General features: G+C 70.0%; 16 protein-coding genes. 7 read left to right on the top strand and 9 right to left on the bottom strand.

Annotated elements, in window-relative coordinates; translation table 11 throughout:
* The 7 genes from AC1DO7_RS34495 to AC1DO7_RS34465 all read left to right on the top strand — a co-directional run.
* The coding region (locus tag AC1DO7_RS34495; RefSeq protein ID WP_477117129.1) for an SfnB family sulfur acquisition oxidoreductase at positions 1-1,081 on the top strand (1,081 nt) is incomplete at its 5' end.
* Positions 1,081-2,442 carry an LLM class flavin-dependent oxidoreductase gene (locus tag AC1DO7_RS34490; RefSeq protein ID WP_441615608.1) on the top strand — a complete coding sequence of 454 codons (1,362 nt, stop codon included), beginning with the start codon at positions 1,081-1,083 and terminating at the stop codon, positions 2,440-2,442. The genes AC1DO7_RS34495 and AC1DO7_RS34490, both read left to right, overlap by 1 nt.
* 87 nt (positions 2,443-2,529) lie before the next feature.
* Positions 2,530-3,348 carry a MetQ/NlpA family ABC transporter substrate-binding protein gene (locus tag AC1DO7_RS34485; RefSeq protein WP_477117128.1) on the top strand — a complete coding sequence of 273 codons (819 nt, stop codon included), beginning with the start codon at positions 2,530-2,532 and terminating at the stop codon, positions 3,346-3,348.
* A 4-nt stretch (positions 3,349-3,352) separates the two neighbouring features.
* The gene (locus tag AC1DO7_RS34480; RefSeq protein ID WP_441615604.1) at positions 3,353-4,513 is read left to right on the top strand and encodes a methionine ABC transporter ATP-binding protein; all 1,161 of its coding nucleotides are present in this window, start codon (positions 3,353-3,355) and stop codon (positions 4,511-4,513) included.
* On the top strand, positions 4,494-4,895 hold the full coding sequence (locus tag AC1DO7_RS34475; RefSeq protein WP_477117127.1) for a hypothetical protein: 402 nt from the start codon (positions 4,494-4,496) through the stop codon (positions 4,893-4,895). The genes AC1DO7_RS34480 and AC1DO7_RS34475 overlap by 20 nt, the downstream gene beginning before the upstream one ends.
* Before the next feature lie 392 nt (positions 4,896-5,287).
* Positions 5,288-5,569, top strand: a complete 282-nt coding sequence (locus tag AC1DO7_RS34470) for a type II toxin-antitoxin system RelE/ParE family toxin (protein WP_441615601.1) — start codon at positions 5,288-5,290, stop codon at positions 5,567-5,569.
* A gap of 41 nt (positions 5,570-5,610) precedes the next feature.
* Positions 5,611-5,958: a HigA family addiction module antitoxin gene (locus tag AC1DO7_RS34465; protein ID WP_441615599.1), complete on the top strand. Its 348-nt coding sequence runs from the start codon at positions 5,611-5,613 to the stop codon at positions 5,956-5,958.
* Positions 5,959-5,973: 15 nt separating this feature from the next.
* Here the strand turns inward: AC1DO7_RS34465 and AC1DO7_RS34460 are convergent, their stop codons facing one another.
* From AC1DO7_RS34460 to AC1DO7_RS34420, 9 genes are all read right to left on the bottom strand, one after another.
* Entirely contained in the window at positions 5,974-7,215 is a 1,242-nt protein-coding gene (locus AC1DO7_RS34460; RefSeq protein WP_441615597.1) for an acyl-CoA dehydrogenase family protein, read from the bottom strand.
* A 62-nt stretch (positions 7,216-7,277) separates the two neighbouring features.
* Positions 7,278-8,486, bottom strand: coding sequence for a sigma-54 interaction domain-containing protein (locus tag AC1DO7_RS34455; protein WP_441615595.1), 1,209 nt, complete (start codon positions 8,484-8,486; stop codon positions 7,278-7,280).
* A 4-nt stretch (positions 8,487-8,490) separates the two neighbouring features.
* Positions 8,491-9,675, bottom strand: coding sequence for an acyl-CoA dehydrogenase family protein (locus tag AC1DO7_RS34450; protein ID WP_441615593.1), 1,185 nt, complete (start codon positions 9,673-9,675; stop codon positions 8,491-8,493).
* Positions 9,672-10,820, bottom strand: coding sequence for an FMNH2-dependent alkanesulfonate monooxygenase (gene ssuD, locus AC1DO7_RS34445; RefSeq protein WP_441615591.1), 1,149 nt, complete (start codon positions 10,818-10,820; stop codon positions 9,672-9,674). Before ssuD ends, AC1DO7_RS34450 begins: the two co-directional genes overlap by 4 nt.
* 14 nt (positions 10,821-10,834) lie before the next feature.
* A complete protein-coding gene (gene msuE / locus AC1DO7_RS34440; protein ID WP_441615589.1) occupies positions 10,835-11,401 on the bottom strand; it encodes an FMN reductase in 567 nt (188 codons plus the stop codon).
* 494 nt (positions 11,402-11,895) lie between these two features.
* Entirely contained in the window at positions 11,896-12,276 is a 381-nt protein-coding gene (locus AC1DO7_RS34435; RefSeq protein WP_441615739.1) for a cupin domain-containing protein, read from the bottom strand.
* A 126-nt stretch (positions 12,277-12,402) separates the two neighbouring features.
* Complete coding sequence (locus AC1DO7_RS34430) at positions 12,403-13,155, bottom strand: DUF2968 domain-containing protein (protein ID WP_441615587.1); 753 nt, start codon at positions 13,153-13,155, stop codon at positions 12,403-12,405.
* A 39-nt stretch (positions 13,156-13,194) separates the two neighbouring features.
* A complete protein-coding gene (locus AC1DO7_RS34425) occupies positions 13,195-13,374 on the bottom strand; it encodes a hypothetical protein (RefSeq protein ID WP_441615585.1) in 180 nt (59 codons plus the stop codon).
* Between the two features lie 182 nt (positions 13,375-13,556).
* Complete coding sequence (locus tag AC1DO7_RS34420) at positions 13,557-16,112, bottom strand: DNA translocase FtsK (RefSeq protein WP_477117130.1); 2,556 nt, start codon at positions 16,110-16,112, stop codon at positions 13,557-13,559.
* Positions 16,113-16,384: the final 272 nt, after the last annotated feature.

The raw sequence follows: 16,384 nt of genomic DNA, 5'->3' as shown, positions 1-16,384 counted from the left end.
GCCCTGGGCCGAGCTCGACGCCTTCAGCGCCAGCGGCCTGTGGGGCATCACGGTGCCGCGCGAGTTCGGCGGCGCCGGCGTCTGCACCGTGACGCTGGCCGAGGTGATCGCCACCATCGCCGGCGCCGACGGCTCGCTGGGGCAGATCCCGCAGAACCATTTCTATGCGCTGGAAGTGCTGCGCGTGGGCGGCAGCGAAGCGCAGAAGCGCTTCTTCTACGCACGCGCGCTGGCCGGCGAACGCTTCGGCAACGCGCTTGCCGAGATCGGCCACAAGGACTTCAAGCGCCGCACCCGGCTCAGCCCCGACGGCGACGGCTGGCGCGTGGACGGCAAGAAGTTCTATTGCACCGGCGCGCTCTATGCGCACTGGATCCCCACGCTGGTGGTGGCCGAGCAGGACGGCCGCGAGGTCACGCTGCTGGCGGTCGTTCCGCGCACCGCGCCGGGCGTGACCATCACCGACGACTGGGACGGCTTCGGCCAGCGCATCACCGGCAGTGGCTCTGTCACGTTCGAGAACGTGCGCGTGGAGGCGGACTGGGTGGTGCCCTTCCTGGCCTCCTTCGAGCAGCCCACCACCATCGGCCCGGTGGCGCAGATCATGCACGCCGCCATCGACCTCGGCATCGGCCGCGGCGCCTTCGAGGCCACGCTGCCCTTCGTGCGCGAGCAGTCGCGCCCGTGGCTGGATGCCGGCGTGGCGCGCGCCGCGGACGATCCGCTGACCATCCACCAGGTGGGCGAGGTGGCGGTGCGCCTGCGCGCGGCCGAAGCGCTGCTGCGCCGCGCCGGGCGCATCGTCGACGTGGCCCAGGCCGCGCCGGACGAGCGCAGCGTGGCCGCGGCCTCGATCGCCGTGGCCGAGGCGCGCGCGCTCACCACCACCGCATCGCTGCTGGCCGGCAGCAAGCTGTTCGAGCTGGCCGGCACCAGCGCCACGCTCGATGGCCTGGGGCTGGACCGCTTCTGGCGCAACGCACGCACTCACACGCTGCATGACCCGGTGCGCTGGAAGTACCACGCGGTCGGCAACTACTACCTCAACGACCGCCTTCCCACCCGGCACGGAGCCCTCTGATGGCACGCAAGCAAATCCTGCTCAACGCCTTCAACATGAACTGCGTGGGCCATATCAACCACGGCCTGTGGACGCATCCGCGCGACCGCTCCATCGACTACAACACGATCGAATACTGGACCGGCCAGGCGCGCACGCTCGAGCGCGGCCTGTTCGACGGCCTGTTCATCGCGGACATCGTGGGCGTGTACGACATCTACCAGGGCAACGTGGACGTGACGCTGCGCGAATCGATCCAGTTGCCGGTCAACGACCCGCTGCTGCTGGTATCGGCGATGGCCGCCGTGACGCAGCACCTGGGCTTCGGCGTCACCGTCAACCTCACCTACGAGCAGCCCTACCTGCTGGCGCGGCGCTTCTCCACGCTTGACCACCTCACGCGCGGGCGCGTGGGCTGGAATATCGTCACCGGCTACCTGGACAGCGCCGCGCGCGCGATGGGACTGGACAACCAGATCGCCCACGACGAGCGCTACGACCGCGCCGACGAATACCTGGAGGTGCTCTACAAGCTGTGGGAAGGCAGCTGGGAAGACGACGCGGTGCGGCGCGACAAGGCCGCGCGCGTGTTTGCCGACCCCGGCCGCGTGCACAAGGTGAACCACCAGGGCAAGTACTACAAGGTCGAGGGCTGTCACCTGGCCGAGCCGTCGCCGCAGCGCACGCCGGTGCTGTTCCAGGCCGGCAGCTCGGGGCGCGGCCAGCAATTCGCCGCGCGCCACGCCGAATGCGTATTCATCTCGCCGCCCAGCAAGGAAGCCGCGCGCAACACCGTGCGCGCGCTGCGCGAGCAACTGATGGCGGCCGGCCGCCGGCCCGACGATATCAAGGTATTCGCCGGCGCCGCCGTGGTGGCGGGCCGCACCAATGCCGAGGCGCGCCAGAAACACGCCGACTACAAGGACTACGCCAGCCGCGAGGCTGGCCTCGCCCACTTCGCCGCCAGCACCGGCGTGGACTTCGGCCGCTACGACCTCGACGCACCGGTCGACTACAACGGCGGCAACGCCATTGAATCCGCCACGCGCACAGCCCAGCAGCACGGCTGGACGCGCCGGCGGCTGCTGGAGCTGTTCGAGCTGGGCGGGCGCTATCCGGCCATCGTCGGCGACGCCGCGCAGGTGGCCGACGAGCTGCAGTCCTGGATCGACGAGACCGGCATCGACGGCTTCAACCTGAGCCGCACCGTGGTGCCGGAAAGCTACGAGGACTTCGTCGAGCTGGTGGTGCCCGAGCTGCAGAACCGCGGCCTCTACAAGACCCGCTACGCCGAGGGCAGCCTGCGCGGCAAGCTGTTCGGCGAAGGCGATCGCCTGCCGGCGCGCCACGCGGCGGCGCAGTTCCGCCGGCTGTCGGACTAAGGCGGCCGGGCAGGTTTCAAACAACTGCGCAAACAACCGCGCAAGCCACTGCGCATCCACTTCCGTTTCAACCGGGCATCCAAGCAAATGACACTCAAGCGACTGTTGATTTCCGCCCTCGCGGGCTTCTCCCTGGCGACGGCCCTGCATGCCGCCCATGCCGCGCCGCTGCGCATCGGCGTCACCCCGGGCGCGCTGGCCGACTCGGTCGAAGTGGCCGCGGCCGAGGCGCGCAAGCAGGGCCTGGACGTGAAGGTGGTCGAGCTGACCGACTGGACCACGCCGAACGTGGCGCTGGCGTCAGGCGATCTCGACCTCAACTACTTCCAGCACCAGGCCTTCCTCGACAATGCCGTGAAGGAACGCGGCTATGCCTTCAAGAGCGTGGCAGTGGGCGTGTTGCCCAATATCGGCCTGTACTCCAGCCGCATCAAGCGCTTCGACGAGCTCAAGGACKGCGCGCGCGTGGGCGTGGCCAGCGACCCCGTCAACCAGGGCCGCGGCCTGTTGCTGCTGCAGAAAGCCGGGCTGATCAAGCTGCGCGACGGCGTGGGTGCGCGCGGCGGGCTCGACGACATCGTGGCCAACCCGAAGAAACTCAAGTTCGTGGAGATCGAAGGCCCGCAACTGGTACGGGCGCTCGACGACGTGGACCTGGCGCAAGGCTACCCGGCCCACTTCGTCAACGCGGGCAAGCCGCAGATCGCTGGCGCCGGCCTGCTCTATTCCGGCGTGGACGACGTCTACTTTGCCATCCGCTTCGTCAGCCGCCAGGACAATGCCGGCGACCCGCGCATCGCCCGCTTCGTCAGGCTCTACCAGGAGTCGCCGGCCGTGCTGCAGAAGCTGCGCGAGTCCTACGCCAATAACGACAAGCTCTATAGCCTGCCGTGGCGCAAGCAGTGACGCCATGGGCACGCTGACCTTCCTGCGCCGGCTCGGAGCCGCGCCCGACCGGGCGAGCCTGCCCGCCCATGCCGGCAGCCCGCGCGATGCCGCCACGAACACCAGGCAGGCCACGAACGCCGCCGGCGCCGTCGCCTTCCGGCAGGTCTGCAAGGTCTACCACACGCCGGCCGGCGACGTGCATGCGCTGCGCGAGATCGACGTCGACATCCCCGCCGGCGGCGTGTTCGGCATCATCGGTCGCAGCGGCGCCGGCAAGTCCAGCCTGCTGCGCACCATCAACCGGCTGGAAACGCCCAGCAGCGGCAGTGTGCTGGTGGACGGCGCCGACCTTGCCACGCTCGACGCCGCCGCGCTGGTGGCCTTGCGCCGCCGCATCGGCATGATCTTCCAGCACTTCAACCTGCTCTCGGCCAAGACCGTATGGGACAACGTGGCGCTGCCGCTCAAGGTGGCCGGCGTGCCGCGCGCCGAGATCGCGCCGCGGGTAGAGGAACTGCTCGGCCTGGTCGGGCTGGACGGCAAGCAGTACGCCTACCCGGGCCAGCTCTCCGGCGGCCAGAAGCAGCGCGTGGGCATTGCCCGCGCGCTGGTGCACCGGCCGCAGATCCTGCTGTGCGACGAGGCCACCTCGGCGCTGGACCCGGAAACCACGCAGTCCATCCTGGCGCTGCTGCGCGACATCAACCGGCGCTTCGGCCTGACCGTGGTGCTGATCACGCACGAGATGCGCGTGATCCGCGACATCTGCGACCGCGTGCTGGTGCTCGAGGGCGGCCGCATCGCCGAACATGGCCCGGTCTGGGAAGTGTTCGGCAATCCGCGCCATGCCGCCACGCAGGCGCTGCTGCAGCCCCTGCAAGCCGGCCTGCCCGAAGACCTCGCGCAGAAACTGCAGGCCGCGCCGCCGGCGCACGGCGCCTGCGAACAACTGGTCGAGCTGCGCTACAGCGGCGCAGGCGCCGCCCCCGAGCTGGCCGGCATCGCCGCCGCGCTGGGTGGCCGCGTGCGCCTGCTGCACGCCGGCATCGACCGCATCCAGGGCCACAGCCAGGGCCGCCTGCTGCTGGCCGCGCCCGGTACCAGGCTGGCGCCCGAGGCGCTGGCCGCCGCCATCCAGTCCCAACACGCCAAGGTGATCGGCTATGTCCCCACTGACCATTGAACGTATCTGGCAAGGCTTGTTCGATACGCTGACCATGGTCGGCGCCTCGGCACTGGTGGCGGTGGCGCTGGGCATTCCGCTGGCGCTGGTGCTGGTGCTCAGCGCGCCCGGCGGCGTGCTCGCGTCGCCGCGCCTGCACCGCGCCCTGGGCAGCGTGCCCGGCATCGTGGGCGGCTTCACCATCACCGTGGTATCACTGGTAGGCGCGTCGRCCATGGCCGGCGCGGTGGGCGCGGGCGGGCTCGGCGATATCGCCATCYGCTACGGCTACCAGCGCTTCGACACCACCGTGATGGTGGTGGTGATCGTGCTGCTGATCGGCCTGGTCAGCATCATCCAGTGGCTGGGCGACCGCTGCGCGCGGCTGCTGCGGGCGCCCTGAGCGCGGGCCGGGCCGGCAGGGCCCGATACGGCCGACTAACCGGGCGCCTTGAGAATCGTCCCATGCATGCCCGGGGAGAGCGGATTTACGCTCTCTGGCTGGACCGCGAGCGGTTCGCCATGCATGGACCTCATGAAACCTCCGCCTTCAGCACCCCGGACGTCCCGGCACGCTTCAACACCCGGGCGTCTTCGCCCCCGCGCCTTGCGCATGCCGCGAGGCGCGGTTGCCTTCCCCCAGGCGCCTCGCGCACCCGTTTCTATTTCCGCAAGCGTCATATCGGCGCCGCCATCCGCAACCCCAGCGTGCCGGCGTGTGCATCGCGCGGACGCGACTTAACGTGAAGCGAATAACGCTTGACGTTAAACTCAACGCATTATAGGATTGCCGACATGATTCGAAGCTTCGCCAGCAAGGCCACCGCAGCGGTGTACGCCGGCAAGTTCGTGAGCAGCCTTCCGCGCGAAATCCAGCGGCCCGCGCTCCGCAAGCTCGAGATGCTCGACGCGGCGGCCGCACTCGAGGACCTGCGGGCGCCGCCCGCCAACCGGCTGGAGGCACTCAAGGCTGACCGCAAGGGCCAGTGGAGCATCCGGATCAACGACCAGTGGCGGATCTGTTTCCGCTTTGGCAGCGGCGACGCCTACGAGGTGGAAATCACCGACTACCACTGACCACACCGACCACATCGACCACATCGACCATCGAGGCCACCATGACGATCAAGCGCGCGGACCTGAACAAGGTCGATTTCTCGGATGTCGCCACCGGCGAAAGCATCGAGCCGGTCCACCCCGGCGAGATCCTGCGCGAGGACTTCCTCGTTCCGAACAACATGACGGCGCATGCCCTGGCCATGGCCCTGCATGTCCCGGCACCCCGCATCAACGACATCGTGCGCTGCAAGCGCGCCATCTCGCCGGAGACGGCACTACGCCTGGCACGCTACTTCGGCACCACGCCGGAATTCTGGGCGAACCTGCAGGCAGCCTACGACCTGCGCGTGGCGTGGGCAGCGTCGGGCGAGGCTATCGCCCGCGAGATCGTGCCGCTGGCGGCCTGAGCCCCACCGGACCGGTCAGGCCGCCTTGGCGCCCACCGACCAGTAGTAGGTAGGCGCGGCGCCATTGATCGCGTTGTCCCCCACCGCCCTCGCCTTGTAGATGGCCGGATTGTGCGAGGCCAGCGTGCGGGCATTGCGCCAGTGCCGGTCCAGCCGGCGGCTTTCGTCGAGGGCCGAGGCGCCGCCGATATCGAACAGGCGCGTGGCGGCTGCCAGCACCAGGTCGGGCACCACCGACTGCGCCTTGGCCGCGCGCAGTTCCACCTCGTCGAGCAGGGCCGCGGGCACGGTCTCGCCGCGCTGGCGCACGCGGTCCACTTCGCCCAGGCCCTGCGCCACCGCGGCGACCGCGCTGGCGGCGACGAAGGCGGTGCCGCTCAACTGTCCCACCACTTGCTGCACCAGCGGATCTTCGGCCGGCGTGGCGCCGCTGCCGTGGCTGTAGACGCGGCGCCGCGCGCGCACGAAGGCGGCGGCGTCGCGCTCGACCGCGCGCGCGATGCCGGCCAGCGTGGCCAGGTGCACCAGCTGGAAGAAGGCGGTCATGGAGGTGGGCACATTGCGCGGGAAGCTCAGCACCTGCGCATCGCCGACCGTCACGCCGTCGAAGCGCGTGGTGCCGGAGCCGGTCAGGCGCTGTCCGAAGCCGCGCCAGTCGTCGACGCGCTCGATGCCGGCCGCATCGGCAGGCACCAGCACGTAGACCGTATCGACGGTGTCGGGCGCGCTGTCCTCGCCGACACGGTTGGCGGCCACCGCGATCCAGTCCGCATAGAGCGTGCCGGTGCTGTAGAACTTCTCGCCGTCCAGGCGCCAGCCTTCGCCGTTGCTTGCGTCACGCGTCAGCGTAGTGCGATGCCGGCCCAGCGTGCCGTCACCGGTCTCGGTGGTGGCGTTGCCGAAGATGGTGCCTTGGGCCACCAGCCTCAGCCAGCGTTCGCGCAGCGCGGGCGCCACCTCGGCATAGAGGCGTTCGACGAAACCGAAATGCGCGCGCAGGATCTGCGGCAGGTTGGAGTCCGCCGCGCCCAGCTCGACCAGCAGTTCGGCCAGTTGCTCGGGCGAGGCGCCGAACCCGCCTAGCGCCACCGGCACCCGCAGCGCGCCGAAGCCGGACTCGCGCAGCAGTTTCACGGCATCGAAGGCCAGTTCGCGCGTGTGCTCGCGTTCGGCCGCGCGTTCGGCGATCCCGGCGAACAGTGGGCGGAAGCGGGCGGCCAGTTCGGCCGACGCGGGGAAATGATCTTTTTCTGGCATGGTGGAAATGGCGGTGTTGCGCCTGGTTGGATTGTTGCCCTGGACGCCGGCCTGACCCAGGTTCAGATGGCGATGGCGAATACCTTCGCGGCGCCGGCTTGTGCCGTGCCACCGGCGGCCTCGCCGATGCCGGCCGGATCGGTGCTCGCCGGCTCTTCTGGCTCGCCCGGCTTGCGCCGGTTGACGCGCAGCTCGCCAAGCTGGATCAGCCTGGCGCGCGTGATGTTCCGGCTCAGGCCAAGCAGCGCCGCGGTGTGGACCTGATTGAAGCGGCAGTAGCGGAAAGCGGCGCGCAGCAGCGCGCTCTCCACGGTTTCGTGCACGCCTTCCGGTGCTTGCTCGAACAGGCGCAGCAGCGCGCGTTCCAGCAAGGCGGAGGCAGCTTCATCGTCCGGCCCGGCGGCGGCCGGCATGGCGCCCGCGGCGAGCGCCACGCCGGGAGCCGCATCGGGCAGCACCGCGGTGACGTCCCCGCCCGGCTCCCGCACATGCAGGTCGCCGGCGTCGATGCAGTCGTGCTGGCAGGTCAGCAAGGCGTGGTGCAGCACGTTCTCCAGCTCGCGGATATTGCCGGGCCACGCATAGCGCTGCAGCTTGCGCTGCGCGTCCGGGCTCAGCGCGACCTCGCCGTAGCCGAGCCGCTCGCCGTACTTGCGCAGGAAATGCTGCGCCAGCGGCAGGATGTCGCCGGGGCGTTCCTGCAGCGCACGGATCTCCAGCGTCACCACGTTGAGGCGATAGAACAGGTCCTTGCGGAAGCTGCCGTTGCGGATGGCTTCGTCCAGCGGCCGGTTGGTGGCGGCCAGCACGCGCACGTCGATCGGCACCGGCTTGCGCGAACCCAGCCGCACCACTTCGCGCTCCTGCAGTACGCGCAGCAGCTTGACCTGCAGCGACATCGGCAGGTCGCCGATCTCGTCGAGGAACAGCGTGCCGCCGTCGGCTTCCTCGAACCAGCCCGGCTTGGCGCCGAGGGCGCCGGTGAAGGCGCCCTTCTCGTGGCCGAACAGTTCGGCATCGACCAGCGACTCGGAGAACGCGCCGCAGTTGACCGCGACGAAGCGCCGGTGGCGGCGCGCGCTCAGGTTGTGGACGTGGCGCGCCATCATCTCCTTGCCGGTGCCGGTCTCGCCCACGATCAGGATGCTGGCCTCGCTGGGCGCGACCTTTTCCACGTGGCTGAGCAGGGCCAGAGATCTCGTGTCGGCGAAGACGTGCGCGAGGTGCTGCGCCGGACGCGACGCCGGCGGTGGCCAGGACACTAGCTGCATGGGATCATGAGTAGAAGGATGGGCTTGGCACGGCGCCGTTCAGTGCCCAGTCGCCGAGTTCGTGGAGCTTGTAGTCGAGCGGGTCGTGCAGCGACTGCGTGCGCAGGTTGCGCCAGTGGCGGTCCAGCCGCAGCGCGCCGTGCGTGGCGCGCGCGCCGGTGACCTCGAAGATGCGGCTGGCGAGGTCGAGCCCGGTGCGGGTCGAAGCCACCTTGGCCGCGGCGATGTCGACCGCGAGCGCGCCGCGCGCATCGGCATCGAGCCGCTCGCCGGCCTGCCAGGCCTTGTCGAAGTGGGCGGCGGCGCGCTCCACCAGCAGCCGCACGCTTTCCAGGCCGACCCAGAACTCGCCGTAGCGCGCCAGCACATAGGGATCCTCGGTGACGTGCGCGGCCGCGGAGCGGAACCACGGACGCGCCTCGTTCCGCGTATAGCCGCGCGCTTCCTCGAAGGCGCCTTCGGCGATGCCCAGGAAGGTATGGCAGAACACCAGTTGCGCCAGCAGCGGCCGCAGGCACGCGAACGGCGTGCTCAGCGGCCCCGGGTCGAGCAGCAGTTCCTGCGCCTCGACGCGCACGCGCTCGAAGGAGACGCTGCCGCTGTCGGTCTGGCGCTGGCCGATGCTGTCCCAGTCATGATGCGGCGTGATGCCGCTGCGGCTGGTCGGCAGCGCGGCGATCAGCAGGCGGCCACTGCCATCTTCCAGCGCCGATGCCACCAGCATCTCGGAATCGAGGGCACCGGAGCAAAAGCTCTTCTTGCCGGAGAATTCGTAGCAGGCCGCGCCACGGCTGGCCACGGTGCGCGCATCGAGCGGGTTCAGCGCGTTGCCCCAGAACCAGCCGCGCAGCGCGGTCTGCTCCCACCACGGCCGCCACTGGCCGGCGTTGCCGAACAACCGCAGCGTGGCCAGTGTCAGGTGATGGAAGCCATAGACATGGGCCAGCGACGCATCGGCGCTGGCCAGCGTGCGCACCACGGCCAGCATGTCGGCCCAGCTGCCGCCCAGCCCGCCGAGCTCGGCGGGAATGGTCAGGGCCAGCAGGCCGCTGGCGCGCAGCGCATCGCGCTCGGCCTTGGGGGTGCCGCCGCGCGCATCGCGCTCGGCGGCGGTCCCGGCAAAGTCGCGCGCCAGCGCCTGGGCCGTGCGGCGCGGGTCCAGCGGCACCACGCGCGGGCGCACGCTCATGCCGCGGCCTTGCTGCCGGGCAGCACGTCGTTGGCGATCATCTCGCCGAACGGTCCGGTCAGGTTGGTGGCGCCGCCGCGCGCAAGGCTGGCATACGGCTCGGGCAGCAACGGGAACACCAGTTCGGCGAAACGGTAGGCTTCCTCCAGGTGCGGGTAGCCCGAGAAGATGAAGCTCTCGATGCCAAGATCGGCATACTCCTTGATGCGCGCCGCGACCTCCTGCGGGCTGCCCACCAGCGCGGTGCCGGCGCCGCCGCGCACCAGGCCCACGCCGGCCCACAGGTTGGGATAGATCTCGAGCTGGTCGCGGCGCCCGCCATGCAACTGCGCCATGCGGCGCTGGCCGACCGAATCGAAGCGCGCGAACGATGTCTGCGCGGCGGCGATGGTCTCGTCGGATATCTGCGCGATCAACTGGTCCGCGGCGCGCCATGCTTCCTCGCTGGTGCGGCGCACGATCACGTGCAGCCGCACGCCGAAGCGCACCGTGCGCCCGAGCCGCGCGGCGCGCTCGCGCACGTCGGCGATCTTCTGCGCCACCGCGGCGGGCGGCTCGCCCCAGCTCAGGTAGACGTCGACCTGCTCGGCCGCCAGTTCGTGCGCCTCTTCCGAGGAGCCGCCGAAGTACAGCGGCGGATAGGGGCGCTGCACCGGCGGATAGAGCGCCTTGGCGTTCTCCACCTTGATGTGCTCGCCCGCGAAATGCACTGCCTCGCCTTCGAGCACGCGGCGCCATACGCGCAGGAATTCGGCCGACGCGGCATAGCGCTGGCTGTGATCCAGGTAGAGGCCGTCGCCGCGATTCTCGTCGGGATCGCCACCGGTGACCACGTTGATCAGCAGCCGGCCGTTGGTGATGCGGTCCAGCGTGGCCGCCATGCGGGCCGACACCGTGGGCGAGATGATGCCCGGGCGGATGGCCACCAGGTAGCGCAGCCGCTCGGTCCAGGGCGCGACAGCCGAGGCGATCACCCAGGAGTCCTCGCAGGAGCGTCCCGTGGGAATCAGCACGCCGTAGTAGCCGAGGTCGTCCGCGGCCTGCGCGATCTGCTTCAGGTAGCGCAGCGAGACCGGCCGCGCGCCTTCGGTGGTGCCGAGGTAATGGCCGTCGCCGTGGGTGGGAAGGAACCAGAATACGTTCATCGCCGGCGTGCTCCTCAGGCGGCGCGCTGCAGCGCCGTGCGGCGGTGCGCGGCAAACAGCGGCGCGGCGCGATCGGCGGCCAGGCGGATGCGCTCGGCCAGCGCGGGGCTGCTCACCTTGTAGTGCTCGAACTCGCCGGGGCTGCCGTACACGCCGATCGGCAAGGTCAGCGCCTGCATGAAGCCGAACAGCGGCCGCAACTGGTGCTCCAGCACCAGCGCGTGGCGGTCGCTGCCGCCGGTGGCGGCCAGCAGCACCGGCTTGTCGACCAGCGCCTCCTGCCCGATCAGGTCGAACAGGTGCTTGAAGTGGCCCGGATAGGAACCGCGGTAGACCGGCGCCGCCACCAGCAGCAGGTCCGCCTGCTCGATCGCCACCAGCTCGCTTTCGATCTCGTGGGGCAGTTCCGCGCGTGTCAGCGCGGCGCCCAGAGGCCGCGCGATGTCGCCCAGGTTGACGATGCGGCGCTGGATCGCGAGCCGCGCGTCCAGCTCGTCCAGCAGTGCCTGGACCAGCGCCAGCGTGCGCGACGGTTGCTGCGCGCTGCCGTTGACGGCAACTACGTTCAGCGGTTTAGCCATTGAGAAAACCTCCTGAGGAATGGATCCGGATTGACGCCGCGGGGAAAACGATCGGCCGTCCGCCGGCGCTTGCCGCGTGCGCTTGTCGGCTGACGACGCAAGAAGCAAGCCCGCACGGATCGCCCGCGATTGGAGCTATCCGCGGCCATTTGCGGCCACCTGCGACGATCGGCGGCGCGATCGCAGCAGCTGCAGGCGCAGCTTGTTGAATCGCTGTTGCACCGGCAACAGTGGCGGCGCGTGCCCGCGCTGGCGAGGACTCGGGGAGCCGCGCGGGTAGCCGCGCCTGGAGCGGGAAAGACATGATTCGGGATGGGCGGGTTATCAGGCCGCTGGATAYGCGGCGAGCCCGCTATGGACTGGTTGGCTTGCCAAGCTCACACGATAGCCGAGCGGCGCCCCGCGCCGAAGCGCGCATTTCGTCTATGCATAGAGCAGCGGCCCGCATATGGGTATGCGGGTGTCGGGCATGCGGATGCGGGACGAGCGCTGGCTCAGCCTTGCGCACCCGGTTCGCAATGCACGGCGAGCCAGACCGAAGGCTGCGCCGCATCGGTCCAGGCCACGCGATGGCGGCAATGCGCCGGCAGATACAGCCAGTCGCCGGGCAGCAGGCGGCGCGCTTCGGCTTCGCCATCGATGTGCAGGCCGGCGCTGCCGCTGAGCAGCAGCACCCATTCGTCCTGCGCGCTGTCGTACCAGAAGTCCGGCGGGCTGGCCTGGCCATTCGAGACGATGCGCTCGATTTTCAGGCCAGGGCGCTCGAGCAAGGCGTCGAAGCGCTCGGCGGCGCGCTCCACCGGCACGCCGGCCAGCAGATTGCCATGCGGGATTGCCGGCGGCGTGGCGCCGGCCGGCTTGTCTGTCGTGTCCATCATCGTCTCCACAGCGCGGGCGGCCGGCATGGCGCAATGCATGCCGGTCCCGCATTGTGCCGGCTCACGCGGGCAAATTGTGCGCAGGTGTGCCGAGGCGTGCCGGGCGGCTCGCCGTACGCGTTCTCAGCGGCCCGGCAGATGCGGCAAGCCTTCGCTCTCGGCCAGCATGAGCTGGTGGGCCTGGCGGGTGGACTTGTTGAGCTGGGCCTGGGCGGTGACGCGCAGGCCCTCGAGCCGGGCCAGTTCCCTGCGCACCTGTTGCTGGCGGCTGCCCAGCGCCTGGTCCTGCATGGCAACGCGCTGCAGGTCGCTGCGCAGGCGCTCCGCTCTCTGCTCCGATTGCTCGAACATCCGCGCCATCTGCTCGTTCCTTGCCTTGACCAGCGCGCAGCGTGCCTCGCCCTCGGCCCAGCGCCGTGTACGCTCCTCGAAGTGGACGAAAACCGACTCGCTGGCCTCGTGATCGACGGAAGTCATCACGCGCCAGGGAGAACCGTCCTGGTAGAGCACGGTATAGAAGACCATCTCCGCGGCGTGGAAGAACAGGACCACTGAGTAGCCGAAGCTGCGGAACACGCGGAATTCCGTCAGCGCGTTCTGCTCGACGAGTCGCTCGAACCCGGCGATGTCGGCCACCTTGACGGTGCGCGCGCCGGACTGGGCGGAGGCGACCGCCACCGGCAGCAGCCGCGGGAACTGGCGCGGGCCCTCTTTGCCATCGGGCTGGCCGGTCGCGGGATCCGCAAGCTCGCTGCCATCGATGGCGTCGTTGGCGTCGATGGCGTCGATGGCGTCGGCATCCTCGCCAAGGACCTGCCTGAGCGGAGGCGGCTCATAGTTGTCCGCATCCAAGAACTGTTCGGCGACATTTTTCACTGGAGATCCTTTAGCGCTCGGGAACCGGTTGCAGAGATGTCAATCCCACTGGCGCTGTCGTGCGCAGCGCATCTGATTGGCCATGATCGCCTTCTGCTCGCACTCGGCGACGACCCGCAGCGTCGCCTCCTGCAGTAGCGAGCCCTGCGTCAGCACGGTGGCGAACGCCTTGAGCTGGTCGAGGGAAAGGGAAACCGGGATTGTCTGTTCTTCGCCCATGCTGGCCTGCCGAAGTTCGATGACCCCAGCATATTGGAGGCGGCGCGACGCGCAGGCGGACATTAGCGAGGAAAAGATGGCGCTATTCGGCCATTGCGCACGGGATGTGCGTCTTCTTGCATGCCGGCAGCCCGGCAAGGCGGGATCGGCGCCGCAAACCCCGGCCCCGACCCCGCCGCGGTCTAGTCGCCGGAGCCTGGCGCGAGCACGTCGCGCGCGCCGTTGCGGCCCATCGGCGAGACCAGGCCCGCCACTTCCATCTGCTCGATCAGGCGCGCCGCGCGGTTGTAGCCGATGCGCAGCTGGCGCTGCACGGCGGAGATCGACGCGCGCCGCGTATTGAGCACGAAGGCCGCGGCTTCGTCGTAGAGCGGATCTGCCTCGATATCGCCACCGCCTTCGCCGAACAGGTCGGCGGCCGCGGCCTCGCCCGGGTCGCCGGCGAGGATCGCTTCGTCGTAGTCAGGCTCGCCGAACTGCTTCCAGTGCTCGACCACGCGGTGCACTTCCTCGTCGGCCACGAAAGCGCCGTGCACGCGCTGCGGGTAGCCGGTGCCGGGCGGCAGGAACAGCATGTCGCCCTGCCCCAGCAGGCTCTCCGCGCCCATCTGGTCGAGGATGGTGCGCGAGTCGATCTTGGACGAGACCTGGAAGGCCACGCGGGTCGGGATATTAGCCTTGATCAGGCCGGTGATGACGTCCACCGAAGGCCGCTGCGTGGCGAGGATCAGGTGGATGCCGGCCGCGCGCGCCTTCTGCGCCAGGCGGGCGATCAGTTCCTCGATCTTCTTGCCGGCCACCATCATCAGGTCGGCCAGTTCGTCGATCACCACCACGATCAGCGGCAGCTTGCGCAGCGGCTCGGGCGCGTCCGGCGTGAGCGAGAACGGGTTGGGCACGTGCTCGCCCGCGGCCTCGGCGGTGCGGATCTTCTGGTTGAAGCCGGCCAGGTTGCGCACGCCCAGCGCGGACATCAGGCGGTAGCGTTTTTCCATCTCGCCCACGCACCAGTTGAGCGCGTGCGCGGCCTGCTTCATGTCGGTGACCACCGGCGCGAGCAAGTGCGGGATGCCTTCGTAGACCGACAGCTCCAGCATCTTGGGGTCGATCATGATCAGGCGCACATCGTCCGGCGTGGCCTTGTAGAGCAGCGACAGGATCATGGCATTGACCGCCACCGACTTGCCCGAGCCGGTGGTGCCGGCCACCAGCAGGTGCGGCGCGCGCGCCAGGTCCGTCAGCACGGGATTGCCCGTGATGTCCTTGCCCATCGCCAGCACCAGGTGCGAATTGTGCGCGAGGAAGGACGAAGCCGCCACGATCTCGGACAGGCGGATCATCTGGCGCCGCGCATTGGGCAGTTCCAGGCCCATGCAGGTCTTGCCGGGAATGGTTTCCACCACGCGGATGGAGGTCACCCCCAGCGCGCGCGCGAGGTCCTTCATCAGGCCGACCACCTGCGCGCCGCGCACACCCATCGCGGGGTCCACCTCGAAGCGCGTGATSACCGGSCCGGCSSWGGCGCCGACCACCGACACCGGCACCTTGAACTCGGCCAGRCGCTGSGCGATCAGKTYGCCSGTTTCCTGCAGGCGTTCTTCGCTGACCTGCTCGACATCGGACGAGGCGGCCTCCAGCAGCGCCAGCGGCGGCAGGCGGTAGTCGGCGATGCGGGCGGGCGCAGGCGTGACGGCGATGGCCTGCGCGGGCGGCAGCGCCGGTGCAGCGGGGGCCAGCGGCACGGTCTTGCCGACCACGGCGGGCAGTACGATACGGGGCTTCGGCGTGGGGGCGGCGGGAGCCGTCCCGGGCTGTGGAGCGGGCGCGGGCGCGGCCGCGGCCGTTTCCATTTCCGGCGCCGGCTCGGGCTGCGCTACGGCTTCGGCTTCGGCTTCGGCTTCGGCTTCGGCTTCGGCTTCGGCTTCGGCTACGGCTACGGCTTCGGCTACGACTTCTTGTTCGGATTCGGTGATTTCGGGTGCGTGGACAACATGACCCTCCGGCCCGGCGCCGGCACCTGCATCCGTAGCGGCATCGGCATCGATATCCGTCCCCGCTCCAGACTCGGCCCCTGCCCGGGCTCCCGCATCGTCGGCAACATGCAGCCCTGCTTCTGGCTCTACTTCCGGCTCCACCTCCGGCTCCACTTCCGGCTGCGCTTGCGGACCGGCCCGGTCTGCCTCGGACGCCATCTGGCCGGCGGCCACGGCAACGCTTTGCGCGATGGCGGCAGTTGCAGCCGCCGCGATGCTCTCGCCGCGATGCTCGACCAGCAGGTTGGCATCGAGCACGCTGTCGGCGCCCTCTTCCGTGCCAGTCTCCGTGCCGGTCTCCGTCCCGGCTATCGCCTCCGGCTCGTCCGCGGCGGGCGCCTCCAATGCGTCAGCGAGCAGGATGGGCTCGCGCAACGCAGCCGGAGCCGCTTCGGCGATCGCCGGCTGCGCGGCCTGAATACCGGCGGTATCCGGTGCGGCGTCGCTATCGGTGGCGCCAGGCGTTCGGGCCTCGACCTGTTCGGCCAGGTCGGCTTGCTCAACTATCCCGGCTTGCCCGACCGTCCCGGCCACCGGCGCATCCGCCCCTGCGTCCGCCTGCGGCGCCGCTTGCCGGCCGGCAGCCAGCGCCTTCAGTTCGGCCAGCAGCGTCTCCGCCTCCTGGCGGATCTGTTCCAGCGTCACATCATGCGTCTCGACGCCGATGCCGGCGCCGGCGGCGGCAGCAGCGGGTGGAATGGCCACATCCTCCGCGGACAGCACAGCCACCGGCTGCAGCGTTTCGGGGGCCGTGGCCGGGGCATCGGCCACCAGGACATCGGCCTCGGGCGTCTCGGTGGCGGCTTCCGCGGCCGACTGCGCTTGCGGCTGGGCGATGACGTCAGACCTGGCGGCCAACGGTTCGTGTTCGGGGGCCGCCGCGGACTGCGCGGTTGTTTGCGCGATGCCGGCCGCGGCGGGCTCGGCCGCGGGCGGGGACGCCGCAGCCGCTGCTGCGCCGGCCGGCTCCGGGCGGC

This window comes from Cupriavidus sp. 05N40, from assembly GCF_056397305.1.
This window is presented reverse-complemented; position numbering and strand designations above follow the sequence as displayed.

Coding starts and splice junctions, on each gene's coding strand:
- AC1DO7_RS34490 (WP_441615608.1), top strand. CDS start 1,081: ATGGCACGCAAGCAAATCCTGCTCAACGCCTTCAACATGAACTGCGTG.
- AC1DO7_RS34450 (WP_441615593.1), bottom strand. CDS start 9,675: ATGAGCGTGCGCCCGCGCGTGGTGCCGCTGGACCCGCGCCGCACGGCC.
- ssuD (WP_441615591.1), bottom strand. CDS start 10,820: ATGAACGTATTCTGGTTCCTTCCCACCCACGGCGACGGCCATTACCTC.
- AC1DO7_RS34470 (WP_441615601.1), top strand. CDS start 5,288: ATGATTCGAAGCTTCGCCAGCAAGGCCACCGCAGCGGTGTACGCCGGC.
- AC1DO7_RS34435 (WP_441615739.1), bottom strand. CDS start 12,276: ATGGACACGACAGACAAGCCGGCCGGCGCCACGCCGCCGGCAATCCCG.
- msuE (WP_441615589.1), bottom strand. CDS start 11,401: ATGGCTAAACCGCTGAACGTAGTTGCCGTCAACGGCAGCGCGCAGCAA.
- AC1DO7_RS34480 (WP_441615604.1), top strand. CDS start 3,353: ATGGGCACGCTGACCTTCCTGCGCCGGCTCGGAGCCGCGCCCGACCGG.
- AC1DO7_RS34465 (WP_441615599.1), top strand. CDS start 5,611: ATGACGATCAAGCGCGCGGACCTGAACAAGGTCGATTTCTCGGATGTC.
- AC1DO7_RS34455 (WP_441615595.1), bottom strand. CDS start 8,486: ATGCAGCTAGTGTCCTGGCCACCGCCGGCGTCGCGTCCGGCGCAGCAC.
- AC1DO7_RS34460 (WP_441615597.1), bottom strand. CDS start 7,215: ATGCCAGAAAAAGATCATTTCCCCGCGTCGGCCGAACTGGCCGCCCGC.
- AC1DO7_RS34425 (WP_441615585.1), bottom strand. CDS start 13,374: ATGGGCGAAGAACAGACAATCCCGGTTTCCCTTTCCCTCGACCAGCTC.